This window comes from Brevibacillus sp. MCWH, assembly GCF_013096935.1.
GTDB lineage: Bacteria > Bacillota > Bacilli > Brevibacillales > Brevibacillaceae > Brevibacillus > Brevibacillus aydinogluensis.
On the sequence record NZ_SDLF01000023.1, the window covers coordinates 1 to 24887 of the forward strand.

Below are 24887 nucleotides of genomic sequence, written 5' to 3' on the forward strand. Positions count from 1 at the left end.
AACAAGGGCTGATGAGTTTGATACAGCGATATTTCACACTTCGTCAAGCTTGGTGAACCGCCGTATACCGGTCGGTACGTACGGTGGTGTGAGAGGACGGGGGTTAACCACCCCCTCCTACTCGATTGGATTAAATTTGATGAAGTGGTATCAGTAACAATCCATGATAATCGTTCCGATAATTATATATATCACCATTCTGGAAGGAGTGTAAAAATGAAGCAAATGTATGGATCACTTTCCAAAAACATCTCGGTACTCCTTGTTCTAATTTTAGTTTTTCTTTTGTCGGGTGTAGGATCTTTTCAAGTACACGCGGCAGATGCTCCTTCGATTACAAAAATTTACCCGACGAGCGGAAAGCTTGAGGGTGGCGAACTCATTTACATTGACGGTAACAACTTTGTCGAAGGATTGAAAGTATACATGGGAGGGAAGGAAGCCCAATTATACACCTATTACGGAACCAAGCGAATAAACGTGAAAGCGCCGCCGGGAGATGCACCGGGAACGGTCGACGTAAAAGTGGTAAATCCGGACGGAACAGAGGCAGTGCTGTCCAATGCTTACACTTATCAGGCACCGCCAGAGATGATACCGGCGATCACCAAGATTTACCCGACAAGCGGAAAGCTTGAGGGTGGCGAACTCATTTACATTGACGGGAAAGATTTTGTCGAAGGTTTGAAAGTATACATGGGAGGGAAGGAAGCCCAACTCAACACCTATTACGGGAAGACCCGAATAAACGTGAAGGCACCGCCGGGAGATGCACCGGGAACGGTCGACGTAAAAGTGGTGAACCCGGACGGAAAAGAAGCGGTGTTGGCCAATGCTTATACCTATCAGGCACCGCCGGAGATGATACCAGCGATCACCAAGATTACCCCGACGAGCGGGAAGCTTGAGGGTGGCGAACTCATTTACATCGACGGAAAAGACTTTGTCGAAGGTTTGAAAGTATACATGGGAGGGAAAGAAGCCCAACTCAACACCTATTACGGGAAGACCCGAATAAACGTGAAGGCACCGCCGGGAGATGCACCGGGAACCGTTGACGTAAAAGTGGTGAACCCGGACGGAAAAGAAGCGGTGCTTTCCAATGCTTATACCTATCAAGCACCGCCGGAGATGATACCGGCGATCACCAAGATTACCCCGACGAGCGGGAAGCTTGAGGGTGGCGAACTCATTTACATCGACGGAAAAGACTTTGTCGAAGGGTTGAAAGTATACATGGGAGGGAAGGAAGCCCAATTATACACCTATTACGGGCCGAAACGAATCAACGTGAAGGCACCGCCGGGAGATGCTCCGGGAACCGTTGACGTAAAAGTGGTAAATCCGGACGGAAAAGAAGCGGTGTTGGCCAATGCTTACACCTACCAGGCACCGCCGGAGATGATACCGGCGATCACCAAGATTTACCCCACGAGCGGAAAGCTTGAGGGTGGCGAACTCATTTACATTGACGGGAAAGACTTTGTCGAAGGTTTGAAAGTATACATGGGAGGGAAGGAAGCCCAACTCAGCACCTATTACGGGACCAAGCGAATAAACGTGAAAGCACCGCCGGGCGATGCTCCAGGAACCGTTGACGTAAAAGTAGTAAATCCGGACGGAAAAGAAGCAACATTAACCGCTGCCTATACCTATTTGGCCGATTCTGCCCCACAGGTAAAAAGTGTGACACCATCCAGTGGATTGTTGACAGAGGAAAAAGAGGTATATGTACTGGGAGCATATCTGCAGCCGGATGTCAAGGTATTCTTCGGGGATATCCAGGCAGATATTCTGGCTTACTATACGGACGGTTACGTAAAAGTAAAAGCTCCTGTGGCAAATACAGAGGGTACGGTTGATATCACGGTTGTCAACCCGGATGGGCAATTCTACACACTGAAATCCGCATTTACGTATCGCAGCACGCCAGATCCAAATGACCGCGTGGACACGCCTGCAGATGTAGGCAGCGTTCAGATCACCAATGTCATTACTCCAAGCGGGGGAGGCCCGATCAACTATGGCTACGGGGACAAGTGGCGGGTGGATGATTTTGTTCCGGTAACGTTTGAAGGCACTGTTACAGACCACAGCGGAAATCCGCTGCCCCATGAAAAGATGACCTTCCGTTTCCTTGGCCATCTCAATTCGGAAGCCGTCAAACAGATGGAGTTCATCACGGACGACAACGGGCGCTTCGCCTTTCAGATGATCTTGCCGGCTGCAAAAGGAGAGCACGTCTACTATTTGCCGCTGGCAACACATTACTACGACATTGTAAATATTGAATTCTATGAGGGCATATACGACGCTGCCCAACCATCGTTGGCCAGAAAAATAGAGAATGTAAGTGACCGTGATGTTTATCACTTCGGCTTTTCGATTTATAACCCTTGATACAAAAGACTAAAGCAAATGGTAGATGGAAAAGGCTGCTGACTGTTGATCAGCGGCCTTTTTTCCGTGTATACAAAAAACAAGCAGGCTGTCCGACAGCCTGCCATGTCCCGGGTTAAACCCGTACGTCAAGCACTTTTCCCAGCGACGGATGCGGAGCTTGTGCCGCCTGCTGGATGGTTTGCTGGGTTTTGGCAAAGTCCTCCAACATTGTAGACGCCAGCGCCTGGGCGGTGGACTGCACCTGTTTCGTCAGACTGATGGCTATGGCTTGCTTCAATTGGACCATGTTCACGATCGGTCACCTTCTTCCGTACAGGTTCATGGGACAAACATGGGGAACTATTTCAGGTATCGGCATTTTGCTTGCGTCGGATTAGAAAAAAAGCATCTCGCACGTACCCATCGCTTCACTATCATTCATCAACCACGGGCGATTAACCGATACACGTAACAGAACTACTTCAACGGGATGGTGACACCTCTTGTCGACAAAACATCGCTCGCTCCTGCTGGTGGGAGCAGTCTTGCTTATGTTTGTGCACGCGATCTACCTCAACGGCAGCGCAGCCGATCTGCTGAACATGACGGCGATTGAGCTGGTGGCGCTGGCCGTGCTGATCGCCTATGCGATCAAGCGCAGGCACCTGGAACTGCGCTCCTTGATCCGGCTTCTGATGCATGGCCGGGAGGGAAACGTGGAAGAGACGATCAAACGATTCTACTACTATGCCTTGGTGCAGAAGGAACGGGGGCATCTGGCGTTGGAAAAAGAACTGGAGAACGAGCAGGATGCGTTCGTCCGCCGCGGCAGCTTGCTGGCGATTGAAGGCGTGCCGGAGGATGAACTGCGCATGATACTGGAAAACGAGCTGAAAGGGGAACAGTATCGGTACCAGCAGGCGGCGGGCTTCTTCCGATTGATCAGTCTGCTGGCGCCGGGCATGGGACTGGTGGGAACGCTTGTGGGGATGACGGGGGTGCTGAAGACGCTTTCCGACTTTACCACGACCGGGTACAGTCTCAGCTCGGCGGTGGTGGCGACGCTGTACGGGGCGCTGCTGGCCAACCTGATTGCCTTGCCGTGCTACTACCGGCTGATGGACATCCACGACCAGGAGATGTTCGAAAAGCGGCTGTACATCGAAGGGTGTGTCGGGCTACAGCGGATGGAGACGCCGCGTCTGCTGTTTGAAAAACTGAATTCGTTCCTGCCCGGGGACCGCAAGCTGGTGTTGATCAAGCAGCCGGGCAGCGTCAGAGGAACGATCGAAAGGCAGGATCGCCATGCATGACGACCGGCTGTACGACGAAAAGGAACTGGAAAAGAGCTGGCTGATCAGCTACAGCGACTTGTTTACCCTGCTGTTTGTGATCGTCGTGATCATTGCGGCGGCCCACGCGGCCAAGATCAAGGTGCAGATGGACGAAGTGGAGCGGCAGCAGGCCAGCTTGAAACAGGTGCACGAAAGCCTCGACCTGCTGAATCTGCAAAAGCTGGAGCTGGAGCGGGAGATTCACCAACTGGAAGCCAGGCGGGAAGCGTTGGGAGCTGCAGTGGAGGGGAAAAGCGCGGAAGAGAGCCCTCCCCGCCCGGATGCGACGTCAGCGGCAGCCGATGCGGCAAAGCGCGACATGGAGACCATCCGGACGCAGCTCGCCTCCGTGCTGCAGGCGAAGCATGTCGACTTCGAAGAGACCGGGGACGGGCTGCGGGTGCGCCTGCCGGAAACGATCCTGTTCGGCAGCGGCTCCGCCGATCTGAAGGACGAGGGAAAACAGGTCGTGGACGTCGTGGCGCGGGTCTTGAAGCGCTTTTCGTACCGCGTCCGGATCGAAGGCTGCACGGACGATACCCCTGCTGCCCAAAGCCCGTACCGCTCCAACTGGGAGCTGTCGTCGGCGCGGGCTATTGCGGTGATGCGCGAACTGGTGAACATCCACGGTCTGCCGGCCTCCCGCTTTACCGTGGCGGGTTGGGGCGAACACGCCACGCTGGTGGACAAGGCCAACGCGGGGAACGGCCCCCGCAACAACCGCGTGGACTTGCTCATCCTGGTGGAAAAGGAATAACAGTTCAAATTTTTCTGTCAATAAAAATACTTTTTCTGGAAGGATTCCCGTGTATCAGAGAGAACTATTTCTGACAGGAATCCTTCTTTCTTTTTTTGGAACGAACCTTGTTTCCTGCCTGTCCCTGACGCCGAGGGCAGCAGGGACGCAGGGCGGGGTGAGTTATTCCCAGCTTGTGCACAACCGTCTGTGGATAATGTGGACAACTTTGTGGAGAACGCGAAGCGACCGTTATCTCGATGTGGACAGCGCTGGGGAAAAGCAAAGCAGAGAGATACAGACAAGGGGGTTATTCAAACATGAGGCGCGGAAACAAATGGTTGATGTCGCTGGTGCTGACGGTTGGGGTCGGTCTGCTGGTATCCGCCTGTGGTACGGGTGACAAGCCGGCGGCAAGCGGCAGCGGTTCCTCGGGAGGCGGCGGTGCGGCGGAAAAAGTGTACGTGGTCGGTACCGACGCGGCGTATCCGCCGTTTCAGATGATGGAGGCGGACAAGATCAGCGGTCACGACATCGACGTGATGAATGCTATCGCGGAAGCCGCCGGGTTCAAGATCGAATGGAAAAACACCGGTTGGGACCCGCTCTTTGACGGACTGGACAGGGGGACCGTGGATATCGGGATTTCGTCGATCACGATTCGCGAGGACCGCAAGCAAAAGTACGACTTTTCTGAACCCTATTTTGAAGCCAACCAGTTGATCCTCGTTCCGGAGAACTCTCCGGTCACCAAGCTGGCCGACCTGAAAGGCAAGAAGATCGGCGTGCAGGCGGCGACGACGGGCGAATTTGTCGTGCAAAAGGCGTTCGGAAACACCTATGAAGGGCTGAAAGGCTACGACGACATGCCGTCCGCGATCGACGACTTTTACAACGGACGGGTCGACGCCGTAGTGGGCGACGACGGCATGATCAAGTACTACGTCAAGAAATTCAAGGACAAGAAGTTCAAGATGATCAAGGACGATTCCTTTGAAAAAGAGTATTACGGCATCATTGTGAAAAAGGGCAATACAGAGCTGTTGAACAAGATCAACGAGGGCCTGAAAAAGATTAAGGAAAACGGAAAATTGCAGGAAATCTACAACCAGTACTTCGGTAACGAGTAAACAGCGCAACCGGCCGGGTACGTCGTCCACTGGCGTACCCGTTGCTGTTTCCATCCGGCGGAACGCATCATGTGAAAGGAGGAATCCCTCTGGATTGGAGTGTCATCTACGAGTACCGGGAGCTGTTTCTGCGCGGGATCGTGAACACCATCCTGCTCACCACCGTCGCGACGGTGGTCGGGACCTTGCTGGGACTGTTTCTCTGTCTGGGGAAGCTGTCGAAAAACAAGCTGCTGCGCATTCCCAGTGCGGTTTACGTGGAGGTGTTTCGCGGCACACCGATGCTGGTGCAGATCCTGTTGATCCACTTTGCCGTCATTCCTTCAATCTGGGAAGCCTTTTTTCCGGGAGAAAGCAGCCCGGAAGCGATCTACTCCGGCTTTATCGCCCTGTCTCTGAACGCCGCCGCCTATATCGCGGAAATTTTCCGCGCGGGCATTCAGTCCATTGATCCGGGGCAGATGGAAGCGGCCCGTTCGCTCGGCATGACCAAGGGCATGGCAATGCGGCTGATCATCATTCCGCAAGCGTTTACCCGCATGCTGCCGGCGCTGGGCAACGAGTTTATCGCCCTGTTGAAGGATTCTTCGCTGACGGCGGTCATCGCCACCCCGGAGCTCAACTACGCGGCGATGAACGTGGCCAAAAACACTTTTGAGCGGTATCCCCCGTACCTGACAGAGGCGGCTGTGTACCTGGTGCTCACCCTGTTCCTGTCGCGGGTCGTCGTGAGGGGACTGGAGAAGAAATATTCCCCCAAATAAGGGGGAATTTGACTCTGGTCTCTCCGGGTGATATAGTCATTCACAAGGGATGGCCAATCCCAAGTTTTTACAACAGAAAGGGTTGTTTTATTCGATGCATGGCAAGGTAAAGTGGTTCAACGCAGAAAAGGGGTACGGATTTATTGAGCGGGAGGACGGCGGCGACGTATTCGTGCATTACACGGCGATCCAAGCTGACGGTTTCCGGACGCTGGAAGAAGGCGAATCCGTCGAGTTTGACATCGTTGACGGCGACCGCGGCCCGCAGGCGGCTAACGTTGTGAAGCGCTAATCGCCAATTGCAAACGCTTACCTGACGGGAAAGCGAATCCCCCTGGTTCAAGGACAGGGGGATTATTTATTGTTACGCGATAATGGACTGTATGTGCAGGGTGCGGTGCTGCCGCAGATCGAGATAGTCGTCGCCGCGGCGGACCAGCGGGCGCATCGGTTCGTCCTTCTTATTAGAAATTGTTGGAAGAAAACTTTGTCGGGGTTTGTCGTAATGTAAAAGATTTGTAAAGGTTTTTTGAAGCCGGCAGGGAGGATTTTATCGATGTGTACGGAATAAACATAGGTAAAGACGGAAGGAGGTTGGAACCATGAAATTTAATATTCGTGGAGAAAACATGGAAGTCACCGCAGCACTTCGTGAGTATGTGGTAAAGAAAGTCGGCCGTCTTGAAAAATACTTTGAAACTCCGCAGCCTGCTGAAGCGCAAGTCACCTTGAGGGTACTGCGGAACGAAGCCACCATCGAGGTAACCATTCCGCTGGGCGGAGTGATTATCCGGGCGGAAGAAACCCATGAAGACATGTACGCTGCCATCGACCTGGTGGCCGAAAAGCTGGAACGTCAAATCCGTAAACATAAAACCAAACTGATGCGTAAGCTGCGCGTTGATACCAATAATAAAGCCCTCCTTCGTGATAATGAATCCATCGCTGTCTTGACTGAGGACGAAGAAGATGACGTGGAGATCGACATCGTTCGCACCAAACGGTTTGATTTGAAACCGATGGATGCGTATGAAGCGGTCCTGCAAATGGATATGCTGGGTCACAACTTTTTCGTCTTTCAAAACAGTGAGACCAATAACGTCAACGTGGTGTACCGCCGCAACGACGGACGCTACGGGCTGATCGAGCCGAAATGACGAGACAAAAAATAAACTCCAAGGGGAGTTGCTTTCTTCTGGCAACTCCCCTTTACTTGTATCCACATGTTGTAATTTGATAAAATAGCTTTTTAGAGAACATAAATAGTAGAAATTCTTTTTTCGCTAGGAACGTGTGGGAGAAGACTCCCCTGCAGGGACCTGGAGATGGCTGCACAAGAAAGGTAGTTGGAAGTAGCTTTGCCATTAGGAAGGGGTGTCCTTATGTTAGGACTCGTAAAGAAGATATTTGGCGACAGCAACGAACGCGAAATCAAAAAGATGTTTAAACGCGTGGAAAAGATCAACGCGCTGGAACCGAGCATTTCGGCGTTGACCGACGAGCAACTGCGGGAGAAGACGACGGAGTTCAAAAACCGCCTGGCTCAAGGAGAGACGCTGGACGATATACTCAACGAAGCGTTTGCCGTGGTGCGTGAGGCCTCCAAGCGCGTTCTCGGCATGCGCCATTTTGACGTACAGTTGATCGGCGGTATGGTGCTGCAGGAAGGCCGCATCGCCGAGATGAAGACCGGTGAAGGGAAGACGCTCGTGGCGACGCTGGCGACGTACCTGAACGCGCTCCTGGGCAAGGGCGTGCACGTGGTTACCGTCAACGAATACCTGGCGGAGCGCGATGCGACCATCATGGGCAAGCTGTACAACTTCCTCGGTCTGTCCGTCGGTTTGAACAAGGCCGGGATGAGCGCCGAGGAAAAACGGGCCGCCTACAACTGCGACATCACGTACGGCACCAACAATGAATTCGGCTTTGACTACCTGCGTGACAACATGGTGCTCTACAAGGAACAAATGGTGCAGCGCCCTCTGTTCTTTGCCATCATCGACGAGGTGGACAGCATCCTCATCGACGAAGCGCGGACGCCGCTGATCATCTCCGGGGCGGCCAACCGTTCCACGGAGCTGTACTACATCTGTGCTCATTTTGTAAAGCGGCTGGAGCCGGAAAAGGACTTCACCGTTGATGAAAAGCTGAAAATCGTCACCCTGACCGACGAGGGTGTGGCCAAGGTGGAGCAGGCGTTCAACATCGAGAACCTGTACGACACCGCCCACATGACCCTGAACCACCATATCAACATTGCGCTCAAAGCGCAAGTCCTGTTCAAACGGGACGTGGATTACGTGGTGCAGGACGGCGAAGTGGTGATCGTCGACGAATTCACCGGCCGTCTGATGGTGGGCCGCCGCTACAGCGATGGTCTGCACCAGGCGATCGAGGCGAAGGAAGGACTGCGCGTCCAGAGCGAAAGCATGACGCTGGCGACGATCACGCTGCAAAACTACTTCCGGATGTACGAGAAGCTGTCCGGCATGACCGGTACGGCCAAGACAGAGGAAGAAGAGTTCAAGAAAATTTACGGTCTGGACGTCGTGGTAATTCCGACCAACAAGCCGGTCATCCGCAAAGACCTGCCCGACCTGATCTACAAAACGGAAGCGGCCAAGTACCGCGCCGTCGTCAACGACATCGTCGAGCGGCACAAGAAGGGGCAGCCCGTGCTTGTCGGGACCATCTCGATCGAAAACTCGGAGCGCCTTTCGCAAATGCTGAAGCAAAAAGGCGTGCCGCACAACGTCCTGAACGCCAAGCACCACGCTCGCGAGGCGGAGATCGTCGCCCGTGCCGGCCAGTACGGTGCTGTCACCATCGCCACCAACATGGCGGGCCGCGGTACCGACATCCAGTTGGGTGAAGGCGTGGCGGAGCTGGGCGGCCTGCACATCATCGGCACCGAGCGGCATGAGAGCCGTCGGATTGACAACCAGTTGCGCGGCCGTGCCGGTCGTCAGGGGGACCCGGGTTCCTCCCAGTTCTTCCTCTCCCTGCAGGATGAGCTGATGCGCCGCTTTGGTGCGGACAACATCATGAACATGATGGAACGCCTCGGCATGGAGGAAGACATGCCGATCGAGAGCCGTCTGGTGACGCGTGCCGTCGAGTCCGCCCAGAAACGGGTGGAGGGGGCCAACTTCGACGCGCGGAAAGTGGTGCTCCAGTACGACGACGTGATGAACCAGCAGCGCGCCGTCATCTACAAGCAGCGCCGCGAGATCCTGGAGCAGGACAATCTGGACGAAGTTGTGCTCAAGATGATTTACAGCGTCGTCGACCGCAACGTGGAGGCCTACTGCCCGCAGGAAGAGGTGCCCGAAGACTGGAACCTGCAAGGACTGGTTGAAGTGGCCAACAACACCTTCCTGCACAACGAGACGATTACTGTCTCCATGCTGAAGGGCAAAGAGGCCGAGGAAATTGCCGAGCTGTTGAAAGAAGAAGTGGCGAAGCAGTTTGAGAAGCGCAAAGCGGAAATCGGCGAGTTGATGAACGAGTTTGAGAAAGTGGTCGTGCTGCGTGCCGTGGACAGCAAGTGGATGGACCACATCGACGCGATGGAGCAGCTGCGTCAGGGCATTCACCTGCGCGCGTACGGCCAAAACGATCCGCTGCGCGAGTACCAGTTTGAAGGATACCAGATGTTCCAGAACATGATTGCCGCCATCGAGGAAGAAGTGGCGATGTACATCATGAAGGCGGAGGTCAGCCAAAATCTGGAGCGTCAGGAAGTGGTGCGCGGACAGGCGGTCGATCCGGCCCAGCTGCAAACGTCCGGTCCATCGGAGCGCCCCGCGAGTGAGGCGGAACCGAAAAACCGCGCCCAGCGCCGCGCGGAAGAACAGGAGCGCCGCCGCCAGATGAAGCGAGGCCATTAAAAACCTATAAAGTACGCAGCTTGCAAAACTGCTCTTCCCGTGTCGGGAGGAGCAGTTTTTTTTCTCCCCGTCTCCCTTAGGCTAGACAGCATTCGCCCGTTTTTGGTGCGACTGGCGGAAGAGACTTGGCGGTTTTGTCTAACACTGGAAAAAGGCATCGAACGATTCTCGTGGAAAAACCAGGCAAAATGAATACAATCGTAAGTACACCAACTTGCACTGGAAATCAATCACACGAGAGGCGGGGGAATGAACCATGAGAACGTCGAGTAACGTGATGGGCATACAAGCAAAATTAATGTTGGAGCGTATTGCGGCCACGCTGGATGCGGTACAGGCAGGTCACCAGCAGAAACCGGCCTATTTGCTTGCCGACCGGCCGATACATATGGACAAGCCGGAACCCGACGAGGGCGAGAGAGAGCTGGAGGTGGTGTTTGCCGCGAGGGACGTCGTCTATCTCGATGAAAGGCTGACGCGAGAAATTCCCGAGCCCAATTGGTCAAAAGCGGCGCCGGCCGGATGCGTCATACCGGACGGAGCGGGTGTCGCCCGAATCGGGACGCACGACCGACACAGCGGTGCAGCGGGGAGTGAGGTTGCAGGAAGACAAGCGCCACAGGCGGAACTCCACCAGGAAGCAGCGGCCAGGTGGGCGGTGCCGTTCATTGGAGAAGTGCTCGTACAGGCATATGCAGGGGACATGGGAAACACACCGCAGGACATCCGATCGGCACCCTCCCCACCTGCGTCTGAGCCGCTAACGCTGTGCTGATGCTTCTGCTGTGCCCGAATCGATGCTGTCCGGTTGCGAATCCGCCAATTTGCGGTACAATGTAACATAGCACAAGGAAGAGAAGGTGATTCGCACATGGCATTGATCGATATTGCGGACGTCAAGCAAGAGATGTCCAGCATGGCTAAGCGATTAGCGGATATCAGGGGGTCTCTTTGACCTCCCTGCGAAACAGGAACGTATCGGCGAACTGGAAGAGCGGATGCTCGCTCCCGACTTCTGGGATAACAACGAGGCCGCACAAAAAACCATCAGCGAATTGAATGCGCTCAAAGGCCTGGTGGAAACCATGGCCAAACTGGACGCCCAGTACGAGGACCTGCAGGTAATGCTGGAACTGGTCATCGAAGAAGGCGACGAATCGATGATCCAGGACTTGTACGAGAGTGTCCAGGCGCTGAAAAAAGAATTTGAGAGCTTTGAGCTGGAGCTGCTGCTCAGCGACCAATACGACAAGAACAACGCGATTCTGGAACTGCACCCGGGCGCGGGCGGCACCGAGTCCCAGGATTGGGCGTCGATGCTGCTGCGCATGTACACCCGCTGGGCGGAGTCCAAAGGGTTCAAGGTGGAGACGCTGGACTACCTGCCGGGCGACGAGGCCGGCATCAAGAGCGTCACCCTGCTGATCAAGGGGCACAACGCCTACGGTTACCTGAAATCGGAAAAAGGGGTGCACCGCCTCGTGCGGATTTCCCCGTTTGACGCCTCGGGCCGACGCCACACCTCGTTTGTCTCCTGCAACGTGCTGCCGGAGATTGAAGAAGACACCGATGTGGAGATTCGTTCCGAGGACTTGAAAATCGATACCTACCGCTCCAGCGGCGCCGGCGGTCAGCACATCAACACGACTGATTCCGCCGTTCGCATCACGCACCTGCCGACGGGGATCGTCGTCACCTGCCAGTCGGAGCGTTCCCAGATCAAAAACCGGGAACGAGCGATGAAAATGCTGGCAGCCCGTCTGTTTGAGCTGAAGCGGGAAGAGCAGGAAAAAACGCTGCAGGCCATCCAGGGCGAGCAGAAAGACATCGCCTGGGGAAGCCAGATCCGTTCGTACGTCTTCCACCCGTACAGCCTGGTGAAAGACCACCGCACCAACGTGGAGGTCGGCAATGTACAGGCGGTAATGGACGGGGAGATTGATCCGTTTATCGACGCCTATATGCGTTCGCAAATCAAGCGATAGGCGACAAGCGGCGGTATGCTAATCAATAACGGACTGTCCGGTACGGCGGTAATCGGTTCTGCCGTCGCAAACACGGATGAATCCTAGAAAACACAGGCTCTCGCTGATCTCTCCTCGTTTGACCACAAGGTCTAGGCGACGGAGCATCGGCGAGAGCCTGATTTGTGTCTGGGGCAGTTGGATGAAACGATCGAATCAGTTGTCGAAATTGTGCTATACTTCCAGTAACATACTGTTTGTCAAAGGAGAGGACGTCATGCTGTACGTTGCCATACTGACGATTGTTGACCAGGAATTGAACACCAAGTTTCGCCCGGCCCACCTGAGCTACCTCAATGACCTGTACAAGCAGGGGAAAGTGGTCATGGCCGGACCGTTTACGGACAAGCGAGGCGGAATGGTCATCTACAAAGCGGAATCACCCGAGGAAGCGCGCCTTCTGGCAGAAGCCGATCCGGTCGTGAAGGAGGGCGCCCGAACGCTGGAACTGCGGGAGTGGAGCCCGCTGGAATTTCCGCTGACCTAGACGGATTCTCCGGAGCGGAAGAATGATTTGTTTCGAGCGGAGGAATACTTAGCGAAGAATACTCATACAAAGGAGGGAACAGCATGAAGCGTTTCCCGTTTGCCATCCTTTTCATCGCGCTCGTATTCTTCGCAGGTGCCTGTGCTTCTGGCGGCAATCAAGCAGAACCGCCCGCCGGGCAGCAACCCGATACGGAATCACCCGCTCCATCGGGCAATTACGATGCTGCGGCAGCTGAAACGTTGTATAAAAACAACTGTGCAAGCTGCCACGGTCAAAATCTTGAGGGGGCAGTCGGCCCCAACCTGACACAGGTAGGCGGCAAATACACCCGGGAACAAATCCTGGAAATCCTCAAGAACGGGAAGGGCGGCATGCCAGGCGGACTGGTCAAGAACGATGATGCTGAAAACGTCGCGTCCTGGCTGGCCGACAAGAAATAGCAGGTACGTAAAGCGTCCGGCAAATCGCCGGGCGTTTTCTTTTTTGACAACGGATACAAGGAGCGTCGGCTGCGGGGCAGAAGGCGGAAGCTGCAAGCAGGGGCTTGATTTTTGGGGAGAAGGGTTGCCATTCGATTGAATTTTTATTATGATTCATGTATAAAAATGCAAAAGAGGGAGAGAACCATGATTCGGGTCGGGATTGTCGGGGCGACCGGTTACAGCGGGGTGGAGTTGATCCGTCTGCTTGCCGGCCATCCCCACGTGCAGGTGGCTAATCTGTATTCCAGTTCGGCGGAGGGAGAAGCGCTGGACAGCGTTCTTCCCCATGTGCAGCATGTTTCCTTGCCCCAGCTGTCGGCGATAGACGCGGAGCAAATGAGCGCCGCAAACGACGTGGTGTTTCTGGCCACGCCGGCCGGCGTCAGCGCGGAACTGTCGCCGGAACTGCTCAAGCGCGGCGCCAGGGTGATCGATTTGTCGGGCGATTTTCGCCTGGAGAGCGGGGAGGTGTACCGGCAGTGGTACAAACGGGAGCCCGCTCCCGGTGAGTGGCTGGATCGGGCGGTGTACGGCCTGGCGGAGTGGAACGCGGCGCAGGTGGCCGGCGCACAGTTGGTGGCCAATCCGGGCTGCTATCCGACGGCGGCGCTCTTGGCGCTGATTCCGTTGGCACAAAGCGGCTGGGTCAACCCCCGCAGTTGGATTGTAGATGCCAAGTCAGGGGTGTCGGGAGCAGGTCGCGGCGTCTCCCTGGGCGTTCATTTCAGCGAGATCAACGACAGCATTCATGCGTACAAGGTGGCCCAGCATCAGCACACGCCGGAGATTGAACAAGAGTTGAGCAAAAAGGGCGGCGTGGAGCATGTGGTCCAGTTTACGCCCCATCTGGTGCCGATGACGCGGGGAATACTCGTCACTGCCTACGGACAGTTGGAGCGGGCGGTGACAACAGACGAGGTGCATCAGCTCTACCGGTCGGCGTATGAAGGCAAGCCATTTGTAAGGCTGCGAAAACCGGGGAGCCATCCGCGGACCAAAGAGGTGTACGGTTCGAACTATTGCGATATCTCCGTCCATGTGGATGAGCGGACGGGGCGGGTCATCGTGCTTTCCGTGATCGACAACATGGTCAAAGGAGCGGCAGGTCAGGCAGTCCAAAACATGAACCTGATGTTCGGCTGGCCGGAGGCGACAGGATTGCCACTGGTGCCGCTGTTTCCGTAGAGGAGGATGTGACATGCAAGACGCAGTGGTCATCAAGTGCGGAGGCAGCACCATGGATCAGCTGCCCGACGCGTTTTTCCAGGCGATCGCCGAACTGCAGCAGGCCGGACGGCAGATTGTGATCGTGCACGGCGGCGGTCCGGCAATCAACGGCATGCTGGAGAAACTGTCCATTACGCCCGCGTTTGTGGACGGATTGCGCGTCACCTGCGAAGAGACGCTGCAGGTGGTGGAGATGGTATTGTGCGGACAGATCAACAAGCGGCTGGTTCGCAGGCTGACTCAGGCGGGAGCCAGGGCGTGGGGCGTCAGCGGGATTGACGGCGCAATGCTGACGGCAGAGCGGACGGCAAAACCGCTTGGCCAGGTCGGCGAGGTGAAAGGGGTGGACACATCCATTCCGACCGCCATCCTCGAACGCGGCTACGTGCCGGTGATTGCGCCGTTGGCCGTAAGCGCAGACGGCGCGGAGACGTACAACGTAAATGCAGACGTGGCGGCGGGGGCGATCGCTGCCGCCCTGGCGGCGGAGCGTCTGGTAATGGTGACCGACGTGCCGGGCATCCTGCGCCCCGGTCAGGACGGCACCAAGACGCTGGTGGCACAGACGGACGCGGAAGAGATCGGCCAGATGATTGCCGACGGGGTGATTACCGGCGGGATGATTCCGAAAGTACAGGCCGCGCTGGACGCCCTCTCGCAAGGCGTGCCCCGGGTCGTCATCTGCCGGGGAACGGCGGAGGAATTGCGGTCGGTATGCGCCGGGCAATCGGCGGGAACCGTGATCCAGGCAGGCGTCCCCAAAGGCGCGTAATGTGGACACCGCGTACAGCACTCCCCCCTATTAAGGAGCGTAAACAAGGAGGCATTGTAACATGAGCACAATGGCTGCCCCTATGCATTTGATGAATACTTATTCAAAATGGCCGATCCGGCTGGTCAAGGGAGAGGGAAACCGCGTTTGGGACGATCAGGGCAACGAGTATCTCGACTTTGTCTCGGGAATCGCCGTCACCTCGCTGGGACACGTACACCCCAAAGTGACGAAACGGCTGCACGAACAGCTGGACACGTTGTGGCACTGCTCCAATCTGATGCACGTTCCCCAGCAGGAGGTACTGGCACAGAAGCTGTGCGGCCTGTCCGGCCTCGACCGCGCGTTTTTCTGCAACAGCGGCGCGGAAGCCAACGAGGGAATGATCAAGCTGGCCCGGCGTTACGCCCAAAAAGTGCAAGGCACCGGACGATATGAGATCATTACGTTTCAGCAGTCGTTCCACGGGCGAACGCTGGCTACCCTGACAGCCACGGGGCAGGACAAGGTGAAAGACGGATTCGGCCCCCTGCCGGACGGGTTTGTCACCGTGCCCTACAACGATTTGGAAGCGGTGCGCGCCGCCGTTACGGAGAAGACCTGCGCCATCATGCTCGAACTGGTGCAGGGGGAAGGGGGCGTACATCCGGCAGAGGAGCCGTTTGTAAAGGGATTGCGCCAACTGTGCGACGAACACGGTCTGCTGCTGCTGATCGATGAAATCCAGACCGGCATTGGACGCACGGGCACCTGGTTTGCCTTCCAGCAGTACGGGATCAAGCCGGACGTGATCTCGCTGGCCAAAGCGCTGGGCAATGGGTTCCCGATCGGCGCGGTGGTGGCGACCGAAGCGGCGGCCGAGGCGTTTGCCCCCGGCACCCACGGCACCACATTTGGCGGCAACCCGCTGGCGATGACCGCTGCCATCGCCACGCTGGAGACGATGGAAGAGGAGAACGTGCTGAACCGCGTAGGCATCCTGCATCGGCATCTGGTAAGCGGACTGGAAAAATTGCGGGCAGAATATCCCGGCAAAGTATTGGCCGTGCGCGGCAAAGGACTGCTCTTGGGCGTGGAAGTGACGGTGCCGGCGTCGTCCATCGTCGATTACGCCCGCGAAAAAGGCGTACTCGTCCTGCTGGCCGGTCCTCAGGTCGTCCGCCTGCTGCCCTCGTTTGTCACAACTGAGGAAGAAGTGAACCGGGTGATCGAGGTGATCGGCGAGGCGGTGGAGAACTTGTAAGAAAAAAGCGCTCCAATGCCGGGGACACGGCCGACAGGGAAAGGCAGTGTGAGCGGAACGGCAGTGTGACCCGGCTTGGCCGCTGATGCAGGGGAATCGGGCACATCCATGCAGCGAGTCGGAACGCGGCTTTCAGATCCCGTTGAAAAAACTCGTTGCATTTTTATAATTCAAAATGTATATTAATACATGACGTTGCATAAATTTTCGTGAGAGAGTGCCCTTTGGAGAGGAGTGGCTTTCATAGATGAATGGTGAGAGAAAAGGGTTGGGCCCGGGATATTTGACACTGGAGAGCGGAGAAGTATTTGCCGGGACGCTGTACGGCGCTCCGCTCACAGGATATGGCGAAGTGGTTTTTCATACAGGGATGACGGGATACCAGGAAGTGATGACCGATCCGTCCTTTGCGGGGCAGATCGTCACCTTTACGTATCCGCTGATCGGTAATTACGGGATAAACGACACCGATTACGAAGCGGCAAAGCCCGCCCTGGCGGGAATGGTCGTCAGCGAGCTGTGCAGTGCGCCGAGCCACTACCAATCCCGCCGCACGCTGGCGGAAGCTGCGGAGGCGTTTGGCTTCCCGATCCTGGCCGGGATCGATACGCGGACGATCACCAAGCGGGTGCGTCAGTCGGGTCCGCTGTACGGTGCGATTGCTGACCGGCCGTTGAGCGTGGAGGAGGTGGCGGCGCTTGGCTCCGCGCATCGGAAAAAATCGCTGGTCGCCGACGTCTCCAGCCGTCACATTCAGCGCTACCCCGGGAATCAGGAACACGTGGTGATCATCGATCTGGGCATGAAACAGTCGATTTTGGAATCGCTGTTGGAACTTGGCTGCCGCGTGACGGTTGTGCCGTTTGACACCCCGTTTTCACAGATTCAGGCGCTGCAGCCGGACGGCCTGCTCTTTTCCAACGGGCCCGGCGACCCGGCCGACCTGCTCGCCTACTGCGGCGAGTGGCGGAAGGCGGCGGAACAGTATCCGACGCTGGGCATCTGCCTGGGACACCAGGTGCTGGCGCTGATGTTTGGCGCCAAGACGGAAAAGCTGACTTACGGACACCGGGGGAGCAATCATCCGGTCAAGGAACTGGCCACCGGGAAAGTCTACATGACCTCGCAAAACCACGGGTACGTGGTGAGGGAAGAAACCCTGGACAAACGGCTGTTGACCGTGACGTACCGCAATGTCAACGACCGGTCGGTGGAAGGGCTGAGCCACACCTCTCTGCCGATCATGAGCGTACAGTTTCACCCGGAAGCGCATCCGGGTCCAAACGACACAACGCACGTTTTTTACCAATTCCTGCAGTCGATGCGCGTAGTGGGAGCGAAGAGATATGCCTAAATTGCCGCACATTCACAAAGTATTGGTCATCGGGTCGGGGCCGATTGTCATCGGCCAGGCGGCGGAATTTGACTACGCCGGGGCGCAGGCCTGCCTCTCGTTGAAAGAAGCCGGGGTGCAGGTCGTGTTGGTGAACAACAACCCGGCCACGATCATGACGGACGAACACGTAGCTGACAAAGTGTATCTGGAGCCGCTCACGGTAGAGTCCCTGACGGCGATCATCGCCAAAGAGCGGCCCGACGGTCTCCTGCCCACCCTGGGCGGTCAGACAGGGCTCAATCTGGCGGTCGCCCTGGCCGAAGCGGGAGTGCTCGCCCAATACGGGGTGGAACTGTTGGGCACGCCGCTGTCCGCCATCCAGAACGGGGAAGACCGGGAGCTGTTCAAGCAGTTGATGAAGCAAATCGGCGAACCGGTGCCTGAGAGCACGACCGTGGAGTCGGTGGAAGCGGCCGTCGCGTTTGCCGATTCAATCGGGTATCCGGTCATCGTGCGCCCCGCCTATACACTGGGGGGCGCCGGGGGCGGCATCGCCGAAGACGAACAGTCACTGCGTACGGTGGCGGCCCAAGGCATCGCCGCCAGCCCGATCGGCCAGGTGCTGATCGAGCGCAGCGTCAAGGGCTGGAAGGAAATCGAATATGAAGTGATGCGGGACGCGAACGATACCTGCATCATCGTTTGTAACATGGAAAATCTGGACCCGGTGGGCATCCACACGGGGGACAGCATCGTCGTCGCCCCGTCGCAGACGCTGACCGACCGGCAGTACCAGATGCTGCGCAGCGTCTCCACCAAGGTCATCCGCGCGCTGGGTGTAGTCGGCGGCTGCAACATCCAGTTTGCGCTTGATCCGAAGTCGGATCGCTACTATCTGATCGAAGTGAACCCGCGGGTGAGCCGCTCCAGCGCGCTGGCTTCCAAAGCGACGGGCTATCCGATCGCCCGGATCGCCGCCAAGCTGGCGCTGGGCTACAACCTGGACGAAGTGCTCAACCCGATTACCGGTTACACATACGCCAGCTTTGAGCCGACGCTGGATTACGTCGTGGTGAAAATTCCTCGCTGGCCGTTTGACAAATTTCCGCTGGCCGACCGTCAGTTGGGCACGCAGATGAAGGCGACCGGCGAAGTGATGTCGATTGCCCGCAACCTGGAAGCGGCGTTGCTCAAGGCGGTCCGCTCGCTGGAGCAGGGCTGCACCCACCTCGTCCGTCCGGAGCTGGCTGCATGCAGCCGGGACGAGCTGGCGGGGCTGCTGCGGGATGCGACCGATGTCCGCCTGTTTGCACTGGCTGAGGCGATCCGCCAAGGGTTCAGCGAGGACGAATTGCACGCCCTGACTGGCATCGATCCGTTTTTCCTGCGCAGCGTGGGCCGGATCGTGGCGCTGGAGCAGCAGTTGGCCCAGAGCGATACGCTGACCCCCGAGCTGCTGGCGGAAGCAAAGCGGCGCGGATTTGCGGACGAGACGATTGCCGCCCTGATCGGAAGCACGACGGCCGAAGTCAAAGCGCTGCGGGATCAGGCCGGCATCCGGCCGTCGTACAAGATCGTGGACACCTGCGCGGCCGAGTTTGACGCGCAGACGCCGTACTATTACTCCGATTGGCAGGGGGACGACGAAGTAGAGGAGCTGACCGGGCGCAAAGTGCTGGTGCTCGGCTCCGGCCCGATCCGCATCGGACAGGGGATCGAGTTTGACTACTGCTCCGTTCACGCGGCCAAGGCGCTCCAGGCCAAGGGCATCGCCGCTGTCGTCGTCAACAACAACCCGGAGACGGTCAGCACCGATTACGAGACGGCCAACCATCTGTATTTTGAGCCGCTGCACGTGGAGGACGTGCTGCACGTGGCAGAGCGTGAGGGTGTGGATGGCGTCATGGTCCAGTTCGGTGGCCAGACGGCGATCAACCTGGCGGCCAAGCTGGCTGCGGCCGGCCTGACCGTGCTCGGCACGTCGCTGGATGCGATCGAACGGGCGGAGGATCGTGAACGGTTCTACGCGATGCTGCGCAAGCTGGAGATACCGCACATCCCGGGCAAAGGGGTGTCTTCCCTGGAAGAAGCGGCCGAGGTGGCGGCAGCGATCGGCTATCCGGTGCTGCTGCGCCCGTCCTACGTGATCGGCGGTCAGGGCATGGTGGTCGCCCATAACGTCGAGGAGCTGTCGGCCACGATCGCGGAGTGGCTCAACCACCCTGACAGCCAGGTCTTTTTCCCGCTCCTGGTGGACAAATTCGTTCCCGGCCGGGAAGCAGAAGTGGACGCTGTGTGCGATGGCGAGTCCGTGCTCATCCCAGGCATTTTTCAGCATGTGGAGAAAGCGGGCATCCACTCGGGCGACAGCGTGGCGCTTTTCCCGGCGCCGGATCTGTCCGATAGTGTCAAACAGACGATCGCACGGTACACAGAGGCGATCGCCCGCGAGATGGGGGCGGTCGGTCTGATCAACATTCAGTTCGTGATTCACGACGAGACGGTCTACGTCCTGGAAGTAAACCCGCGCGCGTCGCGGACCGTGCCGATTACCAGCAAAGTGACCGGCATCCCCATGGTGGAGCTGGCCGTGCGCGCCCAACTGGGTGAAAAACTGGCCGGCATGGGCTATGGGACAGGGCTGCTGCCGGACATTCCGTTCGCCGTCGTCAAGGCACCCGTCTTTTCCACCGTGAAATTGAGCGGCGTCGATCCGGCCCTGGGACCGGAGATGAAATCGACCGGGGAAGTGCTGGGGCTGGGCCGTTCCTTCCCGGAAGCGGCGCGCAAGGCGTTAGCCTTTAAAGACAGCGTGCACCGCCCGTGGCAAAGGGGGCAGATCTGCTTCCTCTCCCTGGCCGATGCCGATAAGACGGACGGCGTGCTGCCCGTCATTCGGAAGCTGCAGGAACAGGGCGCAGTCTGGGCGGCCACAGCGGGAACGGCAGCCTGGCTGGGGGCAATCGGCTTTACCGTTACGCACGTGGTCGCGGACGAACAGGATCTGGCCGCGCTGCTGCAGAGGGAAGTCGTAGCTTTTTCGCTCATCACTGCCACCAAGGGGAACCGGCGGGGACGCAGCGGCTTTACCCTGCGGAGCCGGCTGGTCCAGCAGGGAGTCCCGCTGTTTACTGCTGTAGAGACGTTTGCGCTGTACGTGGAATCCATTACGGAGAATAGAGGTGAAGGGCATGCAGCCTGTGAAGATATTGGGTCACTTTGCAAGCGAGCAATTGGCCAGTTGTAAAGGAAAAGATTTGCTTCGCGTCGATGAATTTAGCGCAGAAGAGTTGACCTGGCTCCTGCAGTTTGCTGCCGAGCTCAAACAGCGGCAAAAAAGCGGTCACCCGTATCAACCGCTCAATGGGAAGACACTGGGGATGATTTTCGACAAATCGTCGACGCGCACCCGCGTTTCCTTTGAAGTAGGCATGTACCAATTGGGTGGCATGAGCATGTTTTTGAGCGGCAAGGAACTGCAGCTCGGACGCGGCGAGCCGATCAGCGATACGGCCAAGGTGATGTCCCGCTACGTCGACGCCATCATGATCCGCACGTTTTCCCACACAAGGGTGGAGGAGCTGGCCGAACACGCCAGCATTCCGATCATCAACGGCCTGACCGACCAGTTCCATCCGTGTCAGGCGCTGGCCGACATGCTGACGATCTGGGAGCACAAGGGAACACTGCAGGGCGTCAAACTGGCCTATGTGGGCGATGGCAACAACGTCGCCAACTCGCTCGTGCTGGCGGCAGCACTGCTGGGTCTGGACGTGCGCGTCGCCACGCCGCCGGGCTACGAGATGGACGGAGCCATCGTGAACAAGGCTGTCGCGTACGCACAGGCCAGCGGCGGCCAGGTGGTCGTCACGCACGATCCCGTCGAAGCGGTGCACGGCGCCGACGTCATCTACACGGATGTGTGGACCAGCATGGGCTTTGAAGCGGAAAACGAGCAGCGCCTCAAGGATTTTGCATCCTATCAGGTAAACGAGCAGCTTGTCCAACACGCCGATCCCGCTTACCTGTTCATGCACTGCCTGCCTGCGCACCGCGGAGAAGAAGTGTCGTCCGGCGTGATTGACGGTCCCCACTCCGTCATCTTTGACCAGGCGGAAAATCGTCTCCACGCGCAGAAGGCAGTCTTGGCAACCTTGTTGTAATGTTGTCAGAGAGTAATAGGAATTTCTTACCAGCAGGAAATTGAAGCTAATAGACTATGAATCTATCATTGCCGAAATTTGTCATCAACGTGTAAAATATAGGTAGGAAGCGCGATGAGGTACAGACTGTATTTGGTCGCTTGGTCTGTACGGAGCCAGTAGCGAATCCGCCCTCTTTTCGAACGGAAAGAGGAAAGCCGGGCACAGGCTGTATGTGGTCGCTTGGCCTGTGTCTTCCCAAGTAGCGAAACCAGCTTTCTCCACTATGGAAAAGGGGGGGAATGGGAATGAAAAAATGGTTCGTTGCTGTCCTGCTGGTAGCCGGTATTGTTGCTGCAACTTCTGCAAACTGGACGTCTTGGTAATAGACATAATAGCGTTGTTCGCGGAAAAACACCGCTTTTTAGTGGTGTTTTTTCACTGTGTTGGGAGGGGCTTACATGCTTGATGTCGTCGCTCTTTCTTTTGCGATTGGATTTTTCCGAGGCGGCCGGATAAAAGAGTTGCCAAAGTTTGCAGCATTGTGGAGTCTCATTGCCAGTATTGGATTGCAAATCATGTCACAGTTTGTTCCCCAGTGGTCGGGGTGGCTGGTCAGCATATCCTATGTGTTTGTGCTGTATTTCTTCTTTAGTAACCGTCAGCATGAGGATATGCGTGTATTCATGATTGGCTGGTTGTTAAACGCGTTGGTCATTTGGGCGAACATGGGGAAAATGCCGGTTGATCTGGAGCAGGCGCAGCGATTGTCTTACCCCATTGATGCGCTGGTGAATGGGACAGACTTCAAACACATTGCGTTAACTGTGGATACAAACCTGCCTTTTCTAGCGGACACCATCTACAAGCCTCTCATTATTCCTCGAGTGATCAGCATCGGTGATCTGTTCATCATGTTGGGAGCCTTCTTATTAGTGCAGCGACTTATGAGTAAGCCGGTATCTTTAATAAGGCTGAGAGAAGGAAAAAATTATGCAGGTAAACACTCAAGGTGATAAACTGTTGCAGCGTCTGATTATCCATGCAGTTTTTCCTGCGGTAGTTATTTTCATGGTCTTGTTGGCGCTGCCGTATTGGGAGCCAAAAAGCCACTTGCCTGTTTTGGTTGCTTTTACACTGCTTACCATTATCTGTTCGTTTGCTCCGTTCCGGACGCCTGATGCGACGTTAACGCTTAATAATGCCGTGATCCTGTCGGGCCTTTTACTGTGGGGAGAATGGGTAGCCGTTTGGTCTTGTTTGCTGGAGGTTATCATCCTTGGGTTCTTGTTTCGATCTTCCGTTGCTCGTACAATGGCCAACGCGGGTCAAATGCTGTCGACGGTCTGGATTGTTGGCTGGGTGCATACCTGCTTGCAAGCACTTCATGTTCCTTGGGCGATTTCCGACCTGTTGCTGATCCTTGCATATTGGCTTGTAAACACTCTGCTATGTGCCATTTTGATCGCTTTCTACAGCGGTGTTCTCTGGACGACTGCTGTGAAAAACATGTTGACACGCGGTTCCGCTACCTACATTATGCTTTTGATAATAGGGGGTATGGGAGCAAGACTGGTTGATCACTACGGAGTACTTGCACTCATCCCTTTGGTAGCGGCTTTTGTCATTATTAGTATCGTCTTACGGCAATATTATGAAAGCATTCACAAACTCGCTCAAAAAATGGACGAGATCAAATCCTTCAATCACAAGTTCCTCACCGCCATGGCTGCTTCCATCGATGCCCGTGACCATTACACGAGCGGCCATTCCCAGCGGGTGGCTCACTGGGGACGGGAGATTGCCCGGGCGATCGGGCTGTCGGAGGAGAAGGCGGCGGAGGTGTATTTTGGCGGGATTTTGCACGACATCGGCAAAATCGGCATTGAGGATCAGATTCTCAACAAACGTGGAAAATTAACACCGGAGGAGTACGACAAGATCAAGCAGCACACGGTGATTGGATATGATATCATCCTGCAGGCGGGCATGTTTCACGAACTGCTGCCGGCCATCCGTTCGCACCATGAGCGAATCGACGGCAAGGGTTATCCGGACGGATTGGCTGGCGAAGAGATTCCGCTGATGGCCCGCATTCTGGCCATCTCTGACGCCTTCGACGCGATGGTGGCGGACAGGCCGTACCGCAAAGGACTGCCGGTGGAGGAGGCCCTGCAGGAGATCAGCCGCGGGGCGGGGACGCAGTTCGACGCCGAACTGGCCTATCATTTCATTCGCATCATCAGGGAGTTGCCCCGCGATGAATTGGAAACGATTATACGGCAGAACGCGCAGCCGCAGCGGCATCTGCAGGAGGTGGCCCGATAGGGTAGCCTCCTGTTTACTTTTTCATCAGCAAGGCCCCGGTGCTCGGACGAGACGGGGATTTTGCTGTTCACATGCCGGTCATTTGTGGAAAAATATCAACCAATGCTTGTCATTTTACCTGGACTGGGACATACTGGAATCGAATTGCAGCTTTTTGTGAGGTGATGGCGCTTGATTCCTACGTACAAGGATGCGGACATTATTCTGAAATTGTATGATCAGTTTGAATCGGAACGGCTGCGGGCCGCGAGACAGTGGTTCGACACCTCGCTGGCGGAAGAGGGGCTGGATTACGACGCGTTTTTGCGCCACTTTCCACGCGGCAGCGAAGGCTATAACCACTTTGTGACGCTGTACGGCTTTTTTGAGATGGTAGGTGTGCTGCATAAAAACGGCCTCGTTCATCCCGACCTGCTGTTTGACATGTGGTTTATCAACGGCTTTTACCGCCGGATGTATCCGATTTTCGTCGGATGGAGGGCGCAGGGCGACATTCACGTGGCGGAAAATTTTGAACGGCTGGCCCTGGCCGAATTGAAGTGGATCGGCACGCACAAAGGAAAAGAATACGTTCCCGAGGTACCTTACGCCCGCAAGTAAGGAA

22 protein-coding genes are annotated in these 24887 nt (G+C 56.5%); 21 read left to right on the forward strand and 1 reads right to left on the reverse strand.

Annotation, left to right across the window (positions count from 1 at the left end):
- The first annotated feature begins 216 nt into the window (after positions 1–216).
- Positions 217–2400 carry an IPT/TIG domain-containing protein gene (locus ETC00_RS16690; RefSeq protein ID WP_171567260.1) on the forward strand — a complete coding sequence of 728 codons (2184 nt, stop codon included), beginning with the start codon at positions 217–219 and terminating at the stop codon, positions 2398–2400.
- Positions 2401–2515: 115 nt separating this feature from the next.
- Here ETC00_RS16690 and ETC00_RS16695 read toward each other — a convergent pair whose 3' ends face one another.
- Positions 2516–2689 carry a putative motility protein gene (locus ETC00_RS16695; protein ID WP_446479950.1) on the reverse strand — a complete coding sequence of 58 codons (174 nt, stop codon included), beginning with the start codon at positions 2687–2689 and terminating at the stop codon, positions 2516–2518.
- Between the two features lie 196 nt (positions 2690–2885).
- Here ETC00_RS16695 and ETC00_RS16700 point away from each other — a divergent pair, with 196 nt between their 5' ends.
- The 20 genes from ETC00_RS16700 (at position 2886) to ETC00_RS16795 (ending at position 24883) form a co-directional block, all read left to right on the forward strand.
- Positions 2886–3695, forward strand: coding sequence for a motility protein A (locus ETC00_RS16700; RefSeq protein ID WP_171567262.1), 810 nt, complete (start codon positions 2886–2888; stop codon positions 3693–3695).
- Positions 3688–4473 carry an OmpA/MotB family protein gene (locus ETC00_RS16705; protein WP_171567263.1) on the forward strand — a complete coding sequence of 262 codons (786 nt, stop codon included), beginning with the start codon at positions 3688–3690 and terminating at the stop codon, positions 4471–4473. The genes ETC00_RS16700 and ETC00_RS16705 overlap by 8 nt, the downstream gene beginning before the upstream one ends.
- 299 nt (positions 4474–4772) lie before the next feature.
- The gene (locus ETC00_RS16710) at positions 4773–5582 is read left to right on the forward strand and encodes a basic amino acid ABC transporter substrate-binding protein (protein ID WP_171567264.1); all 810 of its coding nucleotides are present in this window, start codon (positions 4773–4775) and stop codon (positions 5580–5582) included.
- 89 nt (positions 5583–5671) lie between these two features.
- Positions 5672–6346 carry an amino acid ABC transporter permease gene (locus ETC00_RS16715; RefSeq protein WP_171567308.1) on the forward strand — a complete coding sequence of 225 codons (675 nt, stop codon included), beginning with the start codon at positions 5672–5674 and terminating at the stop codon, positions 6344–6346.
- A gap of 94 nt (positions 6347–6440) precedes the next feature.
- The gene (locus tag ETC00_RS16720) at positions 6441–6638 is read left to right on the forward strand and encodes a cold shock domain-containing protein (RefSeq protein WP_171567265.1); all 198 of its coding nucleotides are present in this window, start codon (positions 6441–6443) and stop codon (positions 6636–6638) included.
- Between the two features lie 310 nt (positions 6639–6948).
- Entirely contained in the window at positions 6949–7503 is a 555-nt protein-coding gene (hpf, locus tag ETC00_RS16725; protein WP_171567266.1) for a ribosome hibernation-promoting factor, HPF/YfiA family, read from the forward strand.
- 225 nt (positions 7504–7728) lie between these two features.
- Positions 7729–10239: an accessory Sec system translocase SecA2 gene (gene secA2 / locus ETC00_RS16730; protein ID WP_171567267.1), complete on the forward strand. Its 2511-nt coding sequence runs from the start codon at positions 7729–7731 to the stop codon at positions 10237–10239.
- A gap of 256 nt (positions 10240–10495) precedes the next feature.
- A complete protein-coding gene (locus ETC00_RS16735; protein ID WP_171567268.1) occupies positions 10496–11014 on the forward strand; it encodes a hypothetical protein in 519 nt (172 codons plus the stop codon).
- Between the two features lie 96 nt (positions 11015–11110).
- Positions 11111–12224, forward strand: a protein-coding gene (gene prfB, locus ETC00_RS16740) for a peptide chain release factor 2 (RefSeq protein WP_171567269.1) whose coding sequence is annotated in 2 segments (ribosomal slippage) — positions 11111–11191 and positions 11193–12224 — 1113 coding nt in all. Because the reading frame shifts where the segments join, the coding sequence is not laid out codon by codon here.
- 256 nt (positions 12225–12480) lie between these two features.
- Positions 12481–12750 carry a YciI family protein gene (locus ETC00_RS16745; protein ID WP_171567270.1) on the forward strand — a complete coding sequence of 90 codons (270 nt, stop codon included), beginning with the start codon at positions 12481–12483 and terminating at the stop codon, positions 12748–12750.
- A gap of 83 nt (positions 12751–12833) precedes the next feature.
- Positions 12834–13193, forward strand: a complete 360-nt coding sequence (gene cccB, locus ETC00_RS16750) for a cytochrome c551 (protein WP_171567271.1) — start codon at positions 12834–12836, stop codon at positions 13191–13193.
- 186 nt (positions 13194–13379) lie between these two features.
- Entirely contained in the window at positions 13380–14420 is a 1041-nt protein-coding gene (gene argC / locus ETC00_RS16755) for an N-acetyl-gamma-glutamyl-phosphate reductase (RefSeq protein ID WP_171567272.1), read from the forward strand.
- A 13-nt stretch (positions 14421–14433) separates the two neighbouring features.
- Positions 14434–15234, forward strand: a complete 801-nt coding sequence (gene argB, locus ETC00_RS16760) for an acetylglutamate kinase (RefSeq protein WP_171567273.1) — start codon at positions 14434–14436, stop codon at positions 15232–15234.
- 61 nt (positions 15235–15295) lie between these two features.
- Positions 15296–16477, forward strand: coding sequence for an aspartate aminotransferase family protein (locus ETC00_RS16765; RefSeq protein WP_171567274.1), 1182 nt, complete (start codon positions 15296–15298; stop codon positions 16475–16477).
- A 247-nt stretch (positions 16478–16724) separates the two neighbouring features.
- On the forward strand, positions 16725–17831 hold the full coding sequence (locus ETC00_RS16770; RefSeq protein WP_171567275.1) for a carbamoyl phosphate synthase small subunit: 1107 nt from the start codon (positions 16725–16727) through the stop codon (positions 17829–17831).
- Positions 17824–21060, forward strand: coding sequence for a carbamoyl-phosphate synthase (glutamine-hydrolyzing) large subunit (gene carB / locus ETC00_RS16775; RefSeq protein ID WP_171567276.1), 3237 nt, complete (start codon positions 17824–17826; stop codon positions 21058–21060). The genes ETC00_RS16770 and carB overlap by 8 nt, the downstream gene beginning before the upstream one ends.
- A complete protein-coding gene (argF, locus tag ETC00_RS16780) occupies positions 21005–21976 on the forward strand; it encodes an ornithine carbamoyltransferase (protein WP_171567277.1) in 972 nt (323 codons plus the stop codon). Before carB ends, argF begins: the two co-directional genes overlap by 56 nt.
- A gap of 440 nt (positions 21977–22416) precedes the next feature.
- Entirely contained in the window at positions 22417–22971 is a 555-nt protein-coding gene (locus ETC00_RS16785; RefSeq protein WP_171567278.1) for a DUF5317 domain-containing protein, read from the forward strand.
- Positions 22949–24283 carry an HD-GYP domain-containing protein gene (locus ETC00_RS16790; RefSeq protein ID WP_171567279.1) on the forward strand — a complete coding sequence of 445 codons (1335 nt, stop codon included), beginning with the start codon at positions 22949–22951 and terminating at the stop codon, positions 24281–24283. Before ETC00_RS16785 ends, ETC00_RS16790 begins: the two co-directional genes overlap by 23 nt.
- Positions 24284–24454: 171 nt before the next feature.
- Positions 24455–24883 (forward strand): DUF4760 domain-containing protein, encoded by a 429-nt coding sequence (locus ETC00_RS16795; protein WP_171567280.1) that lies wholly within the window; start codon positions 24455–24457, stop codon positions 24881–24883.
- Positions 24884–24887: the final 4 nt, after the last annotated feature.